We start from the raw sequence: 13726 nt of genomic DNA, 5'->3' as shown, positions 1-13726 counted from the left end.
GCTAGCGGTCGCGGCCGAGCCCGAGTTCGTCCGCGACACCGTCGAGATCGGCGCCCTTGGGCACGATCAGCCATTCCCTCGGCCCGCCGGCGTCGATCACCGTCACCGCGCCGCGCGGGCAGATGCCCATGCACTTCACCTCGACGATCCCCGCCTCGGCCTTGCGACCCTTCTTGAGGCCCAGATGCTTGCGCAGCGCCTTGGCGAGCGGGGTGCGGCCCTTCGGCCCGAAACCGCCGTCCAGCTTCTTCGAGCATTTGGCGCAGACCAGGATCGTATGGTCCCAGTTGGAGCGGACGCGGAGCTTCAATCGCCCTTCCAGGTGCGCCGCTCCTCGGCGGCCTTGAGCACGTCATAGGCGGCCTGGATCGCCTGGAAGCGCTTGGCCGCCTCGGCGTCGTTCTGGTTCACGTCCGGATGGTTTACCTTGGCGAGCCGGCGATAGCTCATGCGCACCGTTTCGAAATCGGCATCGACTTCAAGCTCGAGCACTTCGAGCGCCTTCATCTCGTCGCGCGAGCGGCTGCCGTCGCCCGGCCCTGCCCAACCATTGTACTTCGCCTCGGCGAAACCCGATGCGTCGCGCCGCTCGTCCGCCTCGCGCTGGGCTGCCTCCTCGGCGGTGAGGCCGGCGAAATAGTCCCAGTTGCGGTTGTACTCGGCTGCATGGGTCTCGCAGAAATACCAGCGCTCGCGGCTGTTCGGCGATTTCGGCGCGGGCCGGTCGCCCGGCTGGTCGCAGCCATGGCGATCACACATCCGCACCTGCACCGCCTCGCGCTCGGCGCCATAGGCGCGCCAGCGCGGGAAGCCCCAGTCGGTCGAGCGTGTCGATCTAGCCATGCCGTCCAGATAGCCACTCGGCCCGCAGGTGCAAGCGCGGGGATGCCCGCTTCTGTCCCGGAAAAAAATGCCAGAGGGTCTATAAGCCGGGTTCTGTCCTCGCCTTTCGGCGATGTGCGACCATTCCTCTACGCGACGGATTGCTCCGCCGCTCCAGCAACCAACCCGGGCGACGGGCCGGAACCAGGCCCATATGCCGCCCCTATTCGGTCTTGCTCCCGGTGGGGTTTACCATGCCGCTTCCGTTACCGGTCGCGCGGTGCGCTCTTGCCGCACCCTTTCACCCTTGCTGGTCCCGAAGGACTTAGCGGTCTGCTCTCTGTGGCACTTTCCCTGGGGTCGCCCCCGCCGGGCATTACCCGGCACCGTGTTTCCGTGGAGCCCGGACTTTCCTCGCGTGCTTGCGCACCCGCGGCCGCCCGACCCTCTGGCGGGGACCGCTCTAGCGCGCCCACGCGCCGGCGCAAGGGCTCAGGAGGAGCCGTCCTCGCCATCGACGGTGCGCATCGCGGTGCCCCAGGCCATCACCTCCACCTTCCAGGTGACGTTGAGGCCCGATGCCAGCGCGATCCGCCGATAGTCCGATCCCATCCCCGCCACACCGTCCGCGCCGCGCACCTTGGCGACCCGGTCGACGGCCTCGGTCGCCTCCTGCACCGTGGGGATATTGACCGACGAGGGCATTTCGCCCTTCGCATCGGCGCGCGCCACGCCGGACAGATAGGCCTGCACCGGCCCCAGGGAGATCGAGATATTGGTCAAAGCGGACTGCCTCCGCTTCCTATATTCCATCCTATACTTGCATAAGCCTGCACGGGAATAGTGCACGGAGCCGTAACTAAATCCCGCTCACTCGTCCCCCTGCGGCTTGGGCAGCAGCAGCGCGAGCAACAGGCAGCGGCATTCCATGTCGATCTCGCCGTCGATCAGCTCGGGGCGGAAGCGGCGCTGGAAGGCGGTGACTGCGGCGGTCTCGTCGGTAACGTCATAGCCGAAGCGCTCGAGCGCCATGATGAAGCCTGCATCGGGCCAGCCCGGATCCATCAGGTTCTTGGTCGGCCGCGGCAGCGCCAGGCGCAGCCGGGCGAGCGCATGCCAGTTGAACAACTCGCCAGGATCCTGCTTGCGCGCCGGCGCCACGTCCGAATGGCCGACGACATTGCCGCGGGTGATGCCGTAGCGCTCCTTGATCTCGGCCACGAGCGGGATCAGCGTGCCCATCTGCTCGGCGGGAAACGGGCGATAGCCATGCTCATGGCCGGGATTGACGATCTCGATACCGATCGAGGCCGAATTGACGTCGGTGATCTCGCGCCAGTGCGAGCGACCGGCATGCCAGGCGCGCTTGTCCTCGCGCACCAGCCGGTGGATCGTGCCGTCCTCGTCGACCAGATAATGGGCGGAGACCTTGGCCTCGGGATCGCGCAGCCGCTCGAGCGCCGCCTCGGCGCTTTCCATGCCGGTGTAATGGAGCACGATCATCGTGACGGGCAGCGCCCGATCGTCGAAATTGGGCGAAGGCGCGTCGATGAAGTGCAGGCCGTGATGCATCGCAATCGAGGCTAGCCCCGGTCCGCCGCCCGGATCAACCCGCTGCGCGCATCGCCCCCGGCGCATTCACGCCGCGATAGAAGCCGCGATAGGTCTCGCAGGGCGTGAAATGATCGGTCAGCCCGATCACCGTCTCGCCCGCGCCCAGCGCCAGCAGTCCGCCCGGTCGCATCGCCGATGCCAGCGTATCGAACACCTGGCGGCGCACCACCGGCGAGAAATACAGCATCACGTTGCGGCACAGGATGATGTCGAAGGCCCCGGCCGGCGCCGCATCCTGCGTGAGGTTGTGCTGGCGGAACTGCAGCTTGCGGACGAGTTCGGGCTTGGCGACCCAATCGGCGCCCACCGTGTCGAACCAGGTCATCATCCGGCGCACCGGCAGGCCGCGCTGGATCTCGAACTGCGAGAAGCGGCCGCTGCGCGCGCGGGCGAGCGCGGCGGGCGAGACGTCGGTCGCCACGATCTCGGGATCGGGCATGCCGCGCTCGGAGAACAGCATGGCCAGGCTCAGCGGCTCCTGCCCGGTCGAGCAGCCGGCCGACCAGATGCGCAGCCGCCGATGACCGGCCTGTTCCTGCATCGCCTGGGCGGCATCTGCGATCATGTCGAGCACCGCGGCATCGCGGAAGAAGCTCGTTTCCTGGTTGAGAAGCGCATCGACCACCAAGTCCGCCAACTCCCCCGTCCGCGCCGTGATGAGCTTGGCAACAAGCTCATCCAGGCTGGCCAGACCCCGCTCGCGCAGGATCGGCTTGAGCGCCGTCTCGATCCGCCAGGTACGGTTCGCTGCGATCTGCTGGCCCGCGCGCTGTTCGAGCAGCGCGGCGAGCATGTTCATCGCACCCGAAGAAGCCATCGGCGCGCTCCCGGGCGGGATCATGCGGCGCCTCCGCGGCGGGCGATCAGCCTGCCGATCTCGTCGGGCGGCATCACCGCGCTGGCACGGCCGGCATTGGCGACGGCGCCGGGCATGCCCCACACCACCGAGGTGCCGCGGTCCTGCACCAGCACGCGGGCGCCGCAATCGACCAGATCCTTGGCGCCTTCGCAGCCGTCGCGGCCCATGCCGCTCAGCACCACGCCGAGTGCGCGGTTGCCGAACACCTCGGCGACGCTCTCGAACATCGGATCGACCGAGGGCATGCAGCCGCTCGAGGCCTTTTCGTGCGTCAGCCGGATCGCCGCGCCGTCGGACATGCGGACGACGCGCATATGGGCATCACCCGGCGCCACGATGATCCGGCCGGGCCGGATGCGCATGCGATCGGTCGCGACTTCGCAGGGCCGCCCGCCGAGCACGGCGAGCTGGGTGGCGAAATAGCTCATGAAGCTGGGCGGCAGATGCTGGGTGACGAGGATCGGCACCTGGAAGCTCGCCGGGATCGCGCGCAGCAGCTGGCTCAGCGCATGGATGCCGCCGGTCGAGGCGCCGATCGCGACCAGCTCGAAATCGTCGGGGGTTGCGACCGGGCCGTGCGGATGCTGGACCTCGTTATGGCCGTGCGTCTCGATAAGCTTGCTCAGCCGCTCCTCGAGCACTTCGGCGAAGCGGCCGCCGAACGCGCCGATACCGGGCTTGACCAGCGTGTCCGCCGCGCCCAGCGCGAGCGCCTGGACGCTCACTGCCGCGCCCTGCTCCGCCGAGGACGAGACGATCAGCACCTTGGCGCCGCGCCCCGCGGCGATCATGTCGGGCAGCGCCGTCAGCCCGTCGATGCCGGGCATTTCGATGTCGAGCAGGATGATATCTACCGAATGGTTCTTGAGATAGTCGAGCGCCGCGCGAACGTCGCTATAGGCGGCGGCGACGCGGAACCGCCGCGTGCCTTCCACCATGCGCCCGAGCACCGACCGCGCGACGACCGAATCGTCGACGATGAGCACCTGCGCCGGCCCGGCGGTGGTGCCGCCGAACCCGGGTTCCGCAAGAGATGCGTGCGCCACATGTGGCTCCTGATTTGCGCCGCTTAGGCGACGCCGACGATCTGCAGCTTGCTTTCCAGCGTCTCGCGGTCGAACGGCTTCATGACATATTCGTCGGCGCCGGCTTCGATGGCGGCGCGGATATAGGCCATGCCGTTCTCGGTGGTGCAGAACACCACCTTCGGGCGCTGCGGGAGGCCCGAATCCTTGAGCGCGCGCAGGAAGTCCATGCCGCTCATCACGGGCATGTTCCAGTCCAGCAGGATCACGTCCGGCGGGGTCTGCAGGCAGGAGTCGAGCGCCTCGCGGCCGTCACCAGCCTCGCGCACTTCGAAGTCGAGCGTCTCCAGGATGTGCCGGGCGACCTTCCGGATCACCTTGGAGTCATCGACAACCAGACAAGTCTTCATTTTCCCCTGTTCCCCGCTTTCAGGTGTCTAGGTAGGAGTGGACAGTGCACGAAAGGCGTAAGCGCCACGTTAATCGCCCCGATCAATTCGCCATCGCGGTGCCGGGGACCAGGCTGGCGAGGTCGATCGCCAGGATCGGCTCCCCGTCCCGCTCCACGATTCCGCGCCCGGCTTCGCGCCAGGCGGGATCGAGCGCCACACCGCTGGCCAGCGGCAGCAGCTCGAACGGCGCCACATCGTCCAGCGCATCTACGAGCATCGCATAGTGATGCCCCTCGACATGGGTGATCACGGCGCGGCGGGCGGCGCTGCCGCCCTCCATGCCGAGCGCAGACTGTGTATCGACCACCGTCACCACGCGGCTGCGCAGCGCGGCGAGCCCGCGGACATGCGTCGAGGCGCAGGGCACCGCGGTGACCTCGCCGATATCGACCACCGATTCCACCTGCTCGGAATCGATCGCGACGGCGCGGCCGGCGATCTGGGCGATGAGATAGAGATGCGACATCAGCGGCCTGCCTTGCCCGAAACGCGGGCCTCGAGTGCGGAGAGCAGCCCCGCCCTGTCATATCTATAGACGCTGTCGTCGCCCGAACCGCCTGCCGCGCGCTTTCTGCGCAGGCGAACGACCGGTGCGGCCTCGCCGCCAGTGGGAGTCTCGTCGGAGGAAAGCACCACTGCCGGGGTCTCGCCGGCCGCCAGCTTGAGCGCGACGCGATAGCCCGAGGCTTCGAGCAACGGCTTCACGAACGAAGCCATCCAGCCGTCATTGTCGCCGGCGATCAGGCAGAGCGGCGGGCTGTCCTCGACTTCGCGCTCGGCATGCTCGTCGAACACCCAGAGCATGTCGACCAGCTCGATCTGCTCGCCATCGACCAGCACCACGCCGGCAATCGGCCCCGGCTCCCGCGCCGGCGCAATCTCTTCGGGCAGCACGACGATGTCGGCCGCCTCGTCGATCGCATAGGAAACTTCGTTGGTGCCGTCCTTCAGGCGCAGCACGTTGATCCGCTCCAGCCCGTCCAGGTCGCCATGCGCGGCGAGCGGCAGGATGCGGTCGTCGATGGTCACGCGGAAGCGCCCCGCGGCGAAGCGCACCGCGCCGGCATCGACCTGCTCGACCCGATCGACCGCCGCCAGCGGCACCGCGCGGCGCACGCCGTCGAGATCGCGGAACAGCAGCGCCGGCAGGCCGTGCGCTTCCTCGATTTCCTCTTCTTCCTCGAAGATCTGCTCGCCGCGCGCGAAGTCCAGCCCGGCGACCTTGGCCATGCCGGCGCAATCGAGCAGCAGCATCGGCAGCCCTGAATCGGGCAGCGTCTGGCCGGCATAGAGGCCGGTCGACATGACGGCGGGCGACGCCGGCTTGATCACCAGCTCCTCATTGTCGAGCACCGTGTCGACGGCGAGCGCATAGCTGCCTTCGCTCACGCTGACGATGGCGAGCATCTGCCCGCCGTCCTCGTGCGAGGCGTTGGCCGAGAGGCCGAGCATCTTCGCCAGATGGATCAGCGGCATGCGGCGCTCGCGGACGGTTGCGACGGGCGAGCCGCCGATCTCGTCGACGCGGATCGCCTCGCCGCGCTCGGTGACGATCTCCTCGATCGACTGGCGCGGGATCGCGAAGCGCTGGCCGCCCACGCCGACCACGATCGTCGAGATGATCGAGAGCGTCAGCGGCACATGGATGGCGATGCGCAGGCCCTTGCCCGGCGCGCTGTCCAGCTCGATGCGCCCGCCGATCTGCTCGATCGAGGAGCGGACGATGTCCATGCCGACGCCGCGGCCGGAAATCTCGCTCACCGCATCCTTGGACGATAGACCCGGCTCGAACACCAGGTCGAGCCTGGCGCGAGCGGAAAGCTTGCGCAGCTGCGCCTCGTCGCGGCCATGGGCGACGAGCTTGGCGATCAGCCGCTCGGTATCGATGCCGCGGCCGTCGTCCGCGATCTCGATGATGATCTGGTTGCCCGACTGGCGCGCCGAGACCGACAGCCGGCCATTCTCGCGCTTGCCCTGCGCGCGGCGATCGCCCGGCGCCTCGATGCCATGGTCGATCGAGTTGCGGATGATGTGGACCAGCGGGTCGCGCATCACTTCGATCATCTCGCGGTCGAGCTCGACGTCCGAGCCCTCGACCTGGAGCATCACCGACTTGCCCAGCCCCGCCGCCGTGTCGCGCACCATGCGCGGCAGCGCCGAGAACAGCGCGTCGATCTTCTGCATGCGCGTGCGCGTCACCGTGTCGCGCATCTCGCCGACGGTGAGCGACAGACGTTCAAGCGCGGCCTCGATCGTGGGATCGACCTCGCCCTGGCGCAGGCGCCGGGCCAGCTCGTTGCGGGCGAGCACCATGTCCGACATGCCCGACATCATCCGGTCGAGCAGGTCGACGTTCAGCCGCACGCTGCGCGCCGGGGCGCGGGTGCCGACCGGCCCGGTGGCCGCGGAAATCTCTTCGGCGCCTTCGGCCAGCGCCGCGATCAGCAGCTCGTCACCGCTATCGTCGAGCCCGGTGCCCGATTCGATCGCTTCCACCAGCTCGCCGATCCGGTCGACCACGGCGAGCACCGCGTTGACCAGCGCGCGATCGGGCGCGCGATTGCCTTCGCGCACCTGGGCAAGCACGTCCTCGGCGGCATGGCTCAGCCGGCCGAGGCGCGGCAGGTCTAGAAAGCCGCAGCTGCCCTTCACGGTATGGACGAAGCGGAAGATCGCATCGAGCCGGGCGCGATCCTCGGGATGCGCTTCCCACGCGACGATTTCGCCCGAAAGCGCTTCGAGCGTCTCTCGCGTTTCGGCGATGAATTCCTGCAGCAGGTCGTCCATGGGGCCCCGGATAAGCAAATTTGCCGGGCCGTTCTGCGCGCGCGGTGGTTAAAAGGGCGTTAGTGCCTCACACTTCCCCGCTTCCCTTCCGTAACGATCTGCGCTAACGGCCCTCCCGCTATGAAGACCAACATGCCCCTTAGCCTGCGTGAAGCAGTCGGTACCCGCAACGGGTAACGAGACGGGGCGCTGCACCCGTCGGGGTGCAGCTTGGTTGGGCACAAGCAAAATACCGCGAGACGCGCGGGCACTCCTGAAAAGCAGCACACCACAGGAGTGAGCCATGAACCAGTATAGCATTCACGAGACCCAGGGAGCGCCCCTCAAGCTGTGGGACAGCGCCGGCCCGTTCGAGGCCGGTGCTATGCAGCAGCTCCGCAACGTCGCCGCCCTGCCCTTCGTCTTCCACCATGTCGCCGGCATGCCCGATGTCCATTGGGGCAAGGGCGCGACCGTCGGCTCGGTGATCGCCACCAGGGCGGCGATCGTGCCGGCCGCGGTGGGCGTCGACATCGGCTGCGGGATGATGGCGGTGCGCACCTCGCTCACCGCCGGCGACCTGCCCGACAATCTCGCCGCGATCCGCGCCGAGATCGAGCGGGCCGTGCCCAAGGGAATGGAAAGCAGCCAGTCTGCCAACCACGCCCGGGGCGGCTGGTCGATCACGCCCAATTCGGTCGCCCGCGCCTGGTACGACAAGTTCGAGGCGCGCTGGCGCGCGATCGTCGCCAAGCATCCCAAGGTCGATGGCAAGACCAGCGACCAGCTGGGATCGATGGGCGGCGGCAACCACTTCATCGAGGTCTGTCTCGACGAGGAGGACCGGGTGTGGGTGATGCTCCACTCGGGCTCGCGCGGCACGGGCAACCGGATCGGCACCTATTTCATCGATGCGGCCAAGGAAGCGATCGCGCGCGAGCGGCTCGACTTCCACATGGCCGATCGCGACCTGGCGTTCCTGGGCGAAGGCTCGCAGCTCTTCGACGACTATATCGAAGCGATGCACTTCGCGCAGGACTACGCCATGGTGAACCGCGAGCTGATGATGATCCGGGTGCTCGAGGCGCTGCGCAGCCATGTGCGGGGCTTCAAGACCGACAAGCAGGCGATCAACTGCCACCACAACTATGCCACGCGGGAAATGCATTTCGGCGAGCATGTGTGGGTCACCCGCAAGGGCGCGGTCAGCGCGCGGGCGGGCGAGCTGGGGATCATCCCCGGCTCGATGGGCACGGGCAGCTTCATCGTCGAGGGACTGGGCAACGAACAGTCCTTCTGCTCCTGCTCGCACGGCGCCGGCCGGGTGATGTCGCGCGGCGAGGCCAAGCGGCGGATCACGCTCGACCAGCATGTCGCGGCGATGCGGGGCATCGAGGCGCGGGTGGACGAAGGGGTGCTGGACGAGAGCCCGGCCGCCTACAAGGACATCGGCGCGGTGATGGACGCGCAGCAGGACCTGGTGGCGATCCGCCACCGGCTCTGCCAGATCGTCAACATCAAGGGGTGATGGGAGGGCCGGCGCAGGCATTGCGCCGGCCCTTTCGGCGTCGCTTGCCTCCAGAGCCTGCAAAATGGAAACTACCGCGATGGACGGCACCCGCGCGTACAGGAAGTCGGTCGGCGTGCTCGGCGCCAATTTCGAGCAATCGCCCGCCTATCGCGAGCTGGTGCCGTTGCGCATTCCGGCGGGCTGGACGATCGGCTGGAACAACCTCCACCGCGACAAGCGCATCGAGGATGGCGATTTCGGCGGCTCCAGCGTCTTCTACGCCAGCAACCGGAACCAGCGCTTCTTCCTCGACGTCGAGTTCCGGCCCGAGCACGATCCCGAGGGCCGCTTCTACCTGAGCGTCGAATATCTGCCCTGGCCGCGGGACGCGCGCGGGCGGCGGCTGAAGGAGGCGCCGGTCGCGCCCGATGCCAGCATCCAGCTGATGCACCGGGCCGAGATTGCCACCTATGCCGAGCTGATCGAGCAGCTCGAAACCTGGATCGCGCGCTGCACCGTCTGGACGGTCGAGGGGAATTAGCGGCTGGGCCGCCCCGCCTGCGCTTCCGGCGCATAGCTCGCGTCGAGCAGCGCCGTGCCGAGGTCGCCGAGCTTCTGATAGTCGTAGCTGGCATTGGTGAAGACGATCACCGTATGCCCGTCGGCGAGCACGCGGCGCGCCAGCATGCGGAAGCCACCGTTCGAACCGTCCTCCCACGCCGCCTCGCGCTCCTTGCCGCCGATCTTCTCGGTCCGCACCCGGCCGCCCAGCGCATAATGCTGGTCGGGCATCAGCACCGTCATCAGCGCCTTGCGCGAGGCCGGGCTGAGCAGCTTGCCGTCGAGCACCGCGTTCATCAGCTTCATCAGCTCGGGCGCGCTGGTGTAATAGCCGCCGGCCATCGCCATGAAGCCGGGCACCGGATTGGGCTTGCGCACCGGCTCGGGCACCAGCCCGGCATAGCCAAGCGCCATCCCCTTCACCGCGCCCGAATCCCCGCCATAGACGCCGCTGTCCTTCAGCCCGAGCGGCTTGACCAGCAGCTGGTCGACCAGCGCGGCATAGGGCTTGCCGCTGACGCGCTCGACCACGGCCTTCGCGATCAGCCAGTTGGAATGCGAATAGTCCCAGGCGGTGCCCGGCTCGAACGCCAGGTCGCCGCTGGCGTAGCGCCGCACCGCTTCCATCTGCTCCAGCTCCACGCCACGCATCGCCGGGTCCTTGCGCACCGCCAGGATGTCGTTGGGCACGCCGCTCGAATGGCTCATCAGCCGCTTGAGCGTAAGCCTGGCGCCGGTATCTGCACGATATTCGGGGAGATAGCGGGTGATCGGCGCGTCGAGATCGAGCTTGCCCTGGTCGACCAGCTTGAGGATCACGATCGAAGCGATCCACTTGGATACCGATCCGGTCTCGAACCGTGTGTTCGCCCGCATCGGCACGCCGTTGGCGACATCCGCCCGGCCCACCCCCTCGACGAAGGTGACGTGATCGCCCGTGCCGACCAGCGCGACGCCGTTGAAGCCTTCGCTGGCATCGACCAGGTCGTGATAGGCCGGACTGCCCTGGGATTGCGCCGCGCAGGGCGCCGCCATTCCGAACGCCACCATCGCCGCCGCGATCTTCAAGCCACGCATACGCCACTCCCTTGCTCCCGAGACAGCAGGTGTGACACGGCGACGTGTATTATTCAACCATAACAGTCAGCATCATCGCCGCTCCGGCGCGCGCTCCAGCTTCGTCCGGTCAAAGGGCAATCGTGCCCGCAGGAAGCCTGCCGCCTCGCGCCAGGCCACCCGGCTCGTCCCGCCGCAGGTATAGGGGCCGATCTCGTACGGATCGAACTCGAAGACCATTGCATCCGGCATCGGCAGGAACTTGGTGCGCGCGAGGTCGGGCAGCTCGCAACCCTGCTGGTCGAAATGCTGCAGCACCAGCGCCCGCAACCGGGGATTGGCGACATCGGCGAATATCTCGGCATTGCGCAGGGGCCGGCCGAGCGGCACCGACCAGAGCATCACGCGCGAGACGAAGTTCGGATGCGGGCCGCCGAAATAGGTGGAGGCGCCCAGCCGTGTGACGATCAGGTCGGGCGAGGCCGCGACCAGCTCGACCTCGACATCGACCTGTCCGGGCCCTTCCCAGCTGGCGAAGCCCCGGGGTTCGCCGGGGAATGCCAGCGCCTCGCCTTCGCGCAGCCAGGCCTGCATCGCCCGATTCCACCCGCGCTCGCTCGCATTGGCCGGCCGGGCGATCTGCACCAGCCTGCGGTTCAAGCGAAGCTCGGGAGGCAAATTGCCGTCGTCGGACGGGCCGGACCGTTTGCGGCGGACGCTTCGCGAAACGGTGAAGCTGCGCCCGCCGAGAAGCTGGCGCTCGGTGCCGACAGCCGGCGCCGGCTGGTGTATCGACAGGGGTGCCGGCGCGGCCAGGGCCAGCAGGAACGCCAGCCCGAGCATCATGCCACCCGGAACGACGCCCCGAACAGCAGCACATCGGCATCGGGCGGGCTCACCTGGAGCACGCCGCCGCCCTGCGTAACCAGCGCATGGACGAGATAGGCCGCCGCCGCGCGCGGGGTGATCGGCAGGTCGTCCTTGCCGCCGGCCAGCGCGCTGCGCAGCTCGGGATCGAGCACGATGCGCGGGCCGTCGGCGCGCACCACGATCTCGATCTGGCCGTCAACGATCTCGGCGCCGATATCGAGCTGGCCGCCGCGGATCAGCGCGTCGCCGCCGATCAGCGACAGGTTCATCAGCACCTTGATCGCCTGCTTGGGGAGCACCGGGTCCTCGACCATCCAGCCGACATTGACGCGGTGGTTCTCGCCGAACAGCCCTTCGATCGCCGCCTGCGCCTCGCGCGTGTCGACGGTCTCGCCGAAGCCGCCCGCCGCGCCGAACGCCAGCCGGAAGAACTTCAGCTTGTTGGCGCTCGCCTTGGCGCTCTCGTTGAGCAGCTCGAGGCAGCGCGCCCGCATCTCGGGATCATGTTCATCGGCGAGCAGCTCGAGCCCGTTGTTGAGCGCCCCCACCGGGCTCAGCAAATCGTGGCAGAGCCGCGAGCAGAGCAGGCTGGCGAAGTCGGTCGGGCTGATGTTCAAGGTGCAGGCTCCCCGCAAGGTCGAGCCTCTTTGGCGCACCCCGCCCGCGGCTGCAAGCGCGGCCCTTTGCGGATGCATCCAATAACGATAGCATCGGTGGAAAAGATGGAGGGGATGATGCGCAAGGCCTTGCTGCCTGCCCTGCTGCTTGCCGCCACCGGCCTGGCCCTGCCCGCCCCGGCGCAGGAACGGCCCGCCGCCACCACGACTTTCCGGATCGACAAGGCGCGCATCGACCGCGCGCTGGCCGACATGGTCGCCAGCGGCCGCGCAACCGGGGTCTCCGCGCTGGTGTGGAAGGACGGGCGCGAAGTCTATTTCGGCACCACCGGCCTTGCCGATCGCGAAGCCAACCGCCCGTTCCGGCGCGACACGCTCGTCCAGATCTATTCGATGACCAAGCCGGTCACCGGCGTCGCGCTGATGCAGCTATGGGAGCAGGGCAAGTTCGGGCTCGACGATCCCCTGTCGCGCTACCTCCCCGAATTCGCGACGATGCTGGTGCAGGACGGCACCGATGCCGCCGGGCAGCCGGTCTGGCGCCCGTCGAAGCGCCCGGTGACGATCCGCGACGTGCTGCGTCACACTGCCGGCTTTGCGTACGGGGATGGCCCAAGCGCGGCGGAAAAGGCCTTTGCCGCCGCCGATCCGCTCGGCCTCGATCACGATCTGGCAGAGTTCGGCCACCGTCTCGCCCATCTGCCGCTATTGTTCGAGCCGGGCAGCGAATGGCGGTACAGTTCGGCGGTGGACGTGCAGGCGCTGCTCGTCGAGCGACTCTCCGGCCAGAAGTTCGAGGACTATGTGCGCCGGCACGTCCTCGATCCGCTCGGCATCAAGGAAGCCGGCTGGACCCAGCCGATCGAGCGGCTCGATCGCTTCGCCGCCACCTATGTCCTCGGTGCCGACAAGCAACTCGTCCGCGAGGCCGATGCGATCACCCGCGCGCGCAACTTCCCCAGGCCGGCGATGACGATGGGCGGCGCCGGCATCGTCGCGCCCATCGACGATTACATGCGATTTGCCCGGATGCTGCTCGGCCAGGGCAGCCTGGACGGCGTGCGCATCCTCAAGCCGTCAACCGTGCGGCTGATGGCGACCAACCAGCTTGATCCGCGGATCACCGAGAAGAGCTGGCTGCCCGGCAAGGGCAATGTTGGCTTCGGCATGGATTTCGCGGTGCGCATCGGCCGGCCGCTCACTTCCGAGGAGAATCGCGGCGCGCTGGGCGAGTTCTTCTGGGACGGTGCGGCATCGACCCTGTTCTGGGTCGATCCCGCGAACCGACTGGCCGCAGTTTTCTTCGTCCAGACCAAGCCCTTCCAGGCGACCCTCCACCGCGACTTTCGCCGGGCGGTCTATGGCGACGCCTATCTGGGCCCGGCGGGCGACTAGACTACCTTGCGCCCGGTGAAGAGCTGGATCAGGCCGATCACCACGGCGACGACCAGCAGGAGGTGGATGAGGCCTGCGCCAATGTGGAAGGTGAAGCCCAGCAACCACAGGATCAGCAGGATGACGACGATCGTCCAAAGCATCGCAACGCGCTCCGTTTCAGTGTTTCCCCATCAACG

The 13726-nt window shown here is 67.9% G+C and carries 16 protein-coding genes and 1 other RNA gene; 3 read left to right on the top strand and 14 right to left on the bottom strand.

Going from position 1 to position 13726, the window contains the following annotated elements:
- Position 1: 1 nt before the first annotated feature.
- The 10 genes from P6144_RS01910 to P6144_RS01865 form a co-directional block, all read right to left on the bottom strand.
- Positions 2-310, bottom strand: coding sequence for a (2Fe-2S) ferredoxin domain-containing protein (locus tag P6144_RS01910; protein WP_277766029.1), 309 nt, complete (start codon positions 308-310; stop codon positions 2-4).
- Positions 307-843, bottom strand: coding sequence for a J domain-containing protein (locus P6144_RS01905; protein WP_277766028.1), 537 nt, complete (start codon positions 841-843; stop codon positions 307-309). The genes P6144_RS01910 and P6144_RS01905 overlap by 4 nt, the downstream gene beginning before the upstream one ends.
- Positions 844-909: 66 nt before the next feature.
- An RNA gene (gene rnpB, locus P6144_RS01900) (RNase P RNA component class A) lies at positions 910-1274 on the bottom strand.
- Positions 1275-1314: 40 nt separating this feature from the next.
- The gene (locus P6144_RS01895; protein WP_277766027.1) at positions 1315-1605 is read right to left on the bottom strand and encodes a hypothetical protein; all 291 of its coding nucleotides are present in this window, start codon (positions 1603-1605) and stop codon (positions 1315-1317) included.
- A gap of 87 nt (positions 1606-1692) precedes the next feature.
- Complete coding sequence (locus P6144_RS01890) at positions 1693-2394, bottom strand: N-acetylmuramoyl-L-alanine amidase (protein WP_277766026.1); 702 nt, start codon at positions 2392-2394, stop codon at positions 1693-1695.
- 34 nt (positions 2395-2428) lie between these two features.
- The gene (locus P6144_RS01885; RefSeq protein WP_277766025.1) at positions 2429-3277 is read right to left on the bottom strand and encodes a protein-glutamate O-methyltransferase CheR; all 849 of its coding nucleotides are present in this window, start codon (positions 3275-3277) and stop codon (positions 2429-2431) included.
- Positions 3274-4341 (bottom strand): chemotaxis-specific protein-glutamate methyltransferase CheB, encoded by a 1068-nt coding sequence (cheB, locus tag P6144_RS01880; protein WP_277766024.1) that lies wholly within the window; start codon positions 4339-4341, stop codon positions 3274-3276. The genes P6144_RS01885 and cheB overlap by 4 nt, the downstream gene beginning before the upstream one ends.
- A gap of 23 nt (positions 4342-4364) precedes the next feature.
- The gene (locus P6144_RS01875) at positions 4365-4730 is read right to left on the bottom strand and encodes a response regulator (protein WP_086129096.1); all 366 of its coding nucleotides are present in this window, start codon (positions 4728-4730) and stop codon (positions 4365-4367) included.
- Between the two features lie 82 nt (positions 4731-4812).
- A complete protein-coding gene (locus P6144_RS01870) occupies positions 4813-5238 on the bottom strand; it encodes a chemotaxis protein CheW (RefSeq protein ID WP_277766023.1) in 426 nt (141 codons plus the stop codon).
- Complete coding sequence (locus P6144_RS01865) at positions 5238-7559, bottom strand: chemotaxis protein CheW (protein WP_277766022.1); 2322 nt, start codon at positions 7557-7559, stop codon at positions 5238-5240. The genes P6144_RS01870 and P6144_RS01865 overlap by 1 nt, the downstream gene beginning before the upstream one ends.
- Before the next feature lie 283 nt (positions 7560-7842).
- On the opposite strand from P6144_RS01865, the gene P6144_RS01860 reads away from it, so the two are divergent.
- Together P6144_RS01860 and P6144_RS01855 are read left to right on the top strand one after the other, a co-directional pair.
- The gene (locus P6144_RS01860) at positions 7843-9066 is read left to right on the top strand and encodes an RtcB family protein (RefSeq protein WP_277766021.1); all 1224 of its coding nucleotides are present in this window, start codon (positions 7843-7845) and stop codon (positions 9064-9066) included.
- Between the two features lie 64 nt (positions 9067-9130).
- Positions 9131-9589 carry a hypothetical protein gene (locus P6144_RS01855; protein ID WP_277766020.1) on the top strand — a complete coding sequence of 153 codons (459 nt, stop codon included), beginning with the start codon at positions 9131-9133 and terminating at the stop codon, positions 9587-9589.
- Here the strand turns inward: P6144_RS01855 and P6144_RS01850 are convergent.
- From P6144_RS01850 to P6144_RS01840, 3 genes are all read right to left on the bottom strand, one after another.
- Positions 9586-10686 carry a serine hydrolase domain-containing protein gene (locus P6144_RS01850; protein WP_277766019.1) on the bottom strand — a complete coding sequence of 367 codons (1101 nt, stop codon included), beginning with the start codon at positions 10684-10686 and terminating at the stop codon, positions 9586-9588. The genes P6144_RS01855 and P6144_RS01850 overlap by 4 nt on opposite strands.
- Before the next feature lie 72 nt (positions 10687-10758).
- Complete coding sequence (locus P6144_RS01845; protein ID WP_277766018.1) at positions 10759-11511, bottom strand: hypothetical protein; 753 nt, start codon at positions 11509-11511, stop codon at positions 10759-10761.
- The gene (locus P6144_RS01840) at positions 11508-12152 is read right to left on the bottom strand and encodes a histidine phosphotransferase family protein (RefSeq protein ID WP_277766017.1); all 645 of its coding nucleotides are present in this window, start codon (positions 12150-12152) and stop codon (positions 11508-11510) included. Before P6144_RS01840 ends, P6144_RS01845 begins: the two co-directional genes overlap by 4 nt.
- A gap of 114 nt (positions 12153-12266) precedes the next feature.
- On the opposite strand from P6144_RS01840, the gene P6144_RS01835 reads away from it, so the two are divergent.
- Entirely contained in the window at positions 12267-13547 is a 1281-nt protein-coding gene (locus P6144_RS01835; RefSeq protein ID WP_277766016.1) for a serine hydrolase domain-containing protein, read from the top strand.
- On the opposite strand, the gene P6144_RS01830 is transcribed toward P6144_RS01835, so the two are convergent.
- Positions 13544-13690: a lmo0937 family membrane protein gene (locus P6144_RS01830; protein WP_277766015.1), complete on the bottom strand. Its 147-nt coding sequence runs from the start codon at positions 13688-13690 to the stop codon at positions 13544-13546. The genes P6144_RS01835 and P6144_RS01830 overlap by 4 nt on opposite strands.
- Between the last annotated feature and the right edge of the window lie 36 nt (positions 13691-13726).

Origin of the sequence: Sphingomonas sp. HITSZ_GF (assembly GCF_029543155.1) — a bacterium.
In the GTDB taxonomy this organism is placed as follows: Bacteria; Pseudomonadota; Alphaproteobacteria; order Sphingomonadales; family Sphingomonadaceae; genus Sphingomonas.
Note: the sequence above shows the minus strand (reverse complement) of the source record. Positions and strands in the feature narration are given on the sequence as shown.

Coding starts and splice junctions, on each gene's coding strand:
- P6144_RS01905 (WP_277766028.1), bottom strand. CDS start 843: ATGGCTAGATCGACACGCTCGACCGACTGGGGCTTCCCGCGCTGGCGC.
- P6144_RS01890 (WP_277766026.1), bottom strand. CDS start 2,394: ATGCATCACGGCCTGCACTTCATCGACGCGCCTTCGCCCAATTTCGAC.
- P6144_RS01885 (WP_277766025.1), bottom strand. CDS start 3,277: ATGATCCCGCCCGGGAGCGCGCCGATGGCTTCTTCGGGTGCGATGAAC.
- P6144_RS01875 (WP_086129096.1), bottom strand. CDS start 4,730: ATGAAGACTTGTCTGGTTGTCGATGACTCCAAGGTGATCCGGAAGGTC.
- P6144_RS01870 (WP_277766023.1), bottom strand. CDS start 5,238: ATGTCGCATCTCTATCTCATCGCCCAGATCGCCGGCCGCGCCGTCGCG.
- P6144_RS01865 (WP_277766022.1), bottom strand. CDS start 7,559: ATGGACGACCTGCTGCAGGAATTCATCGCCGAAACGCGAGAGACGCTC.
- P6144_RS01860 (WP_277766021.1), top strand. CDS start 7,843: ATGAACCAGTATAGCATTCACGAGACCCAGGGAGCGCCCCTCAAGCTG.
- P6144_RS01855 (WP_277766020.1), top strand. CDS start 9,131: ATGGAAACTACCGCGATGGACGGCACCCGCGCGTACAGGAAGTCGGTC.
- P6144_RS01850 (WP_277766019.1), bottom strand. CDS start 10,686: ATGCGTGGCTTGAAGATCGCGGCGGCGATGGTGGCGTTCGGAATGGCG.
- P6144_RS01845 (WP_277766018.1), bottom strand. CDS start 11,511: ATGATGCTCGGGCTGGCGTTCCTGCTGGCCCTGGCCGCGCCGGCACCC.
- P6144_RS01835 (WP_277766016.1), top strand. CDS start 12,267: ATGATGCGCAAGGCCTTGCTGCCTGCCCTGCTGCTTGCCGCCACCGGC.
- P6144_RS01830 (WP_277766015.1), bottom strand. CDS start 13,690: ATGCTTTGGACGATCGTCGTCATCCTGCTGATCCTGTGGTTGCTGGGC.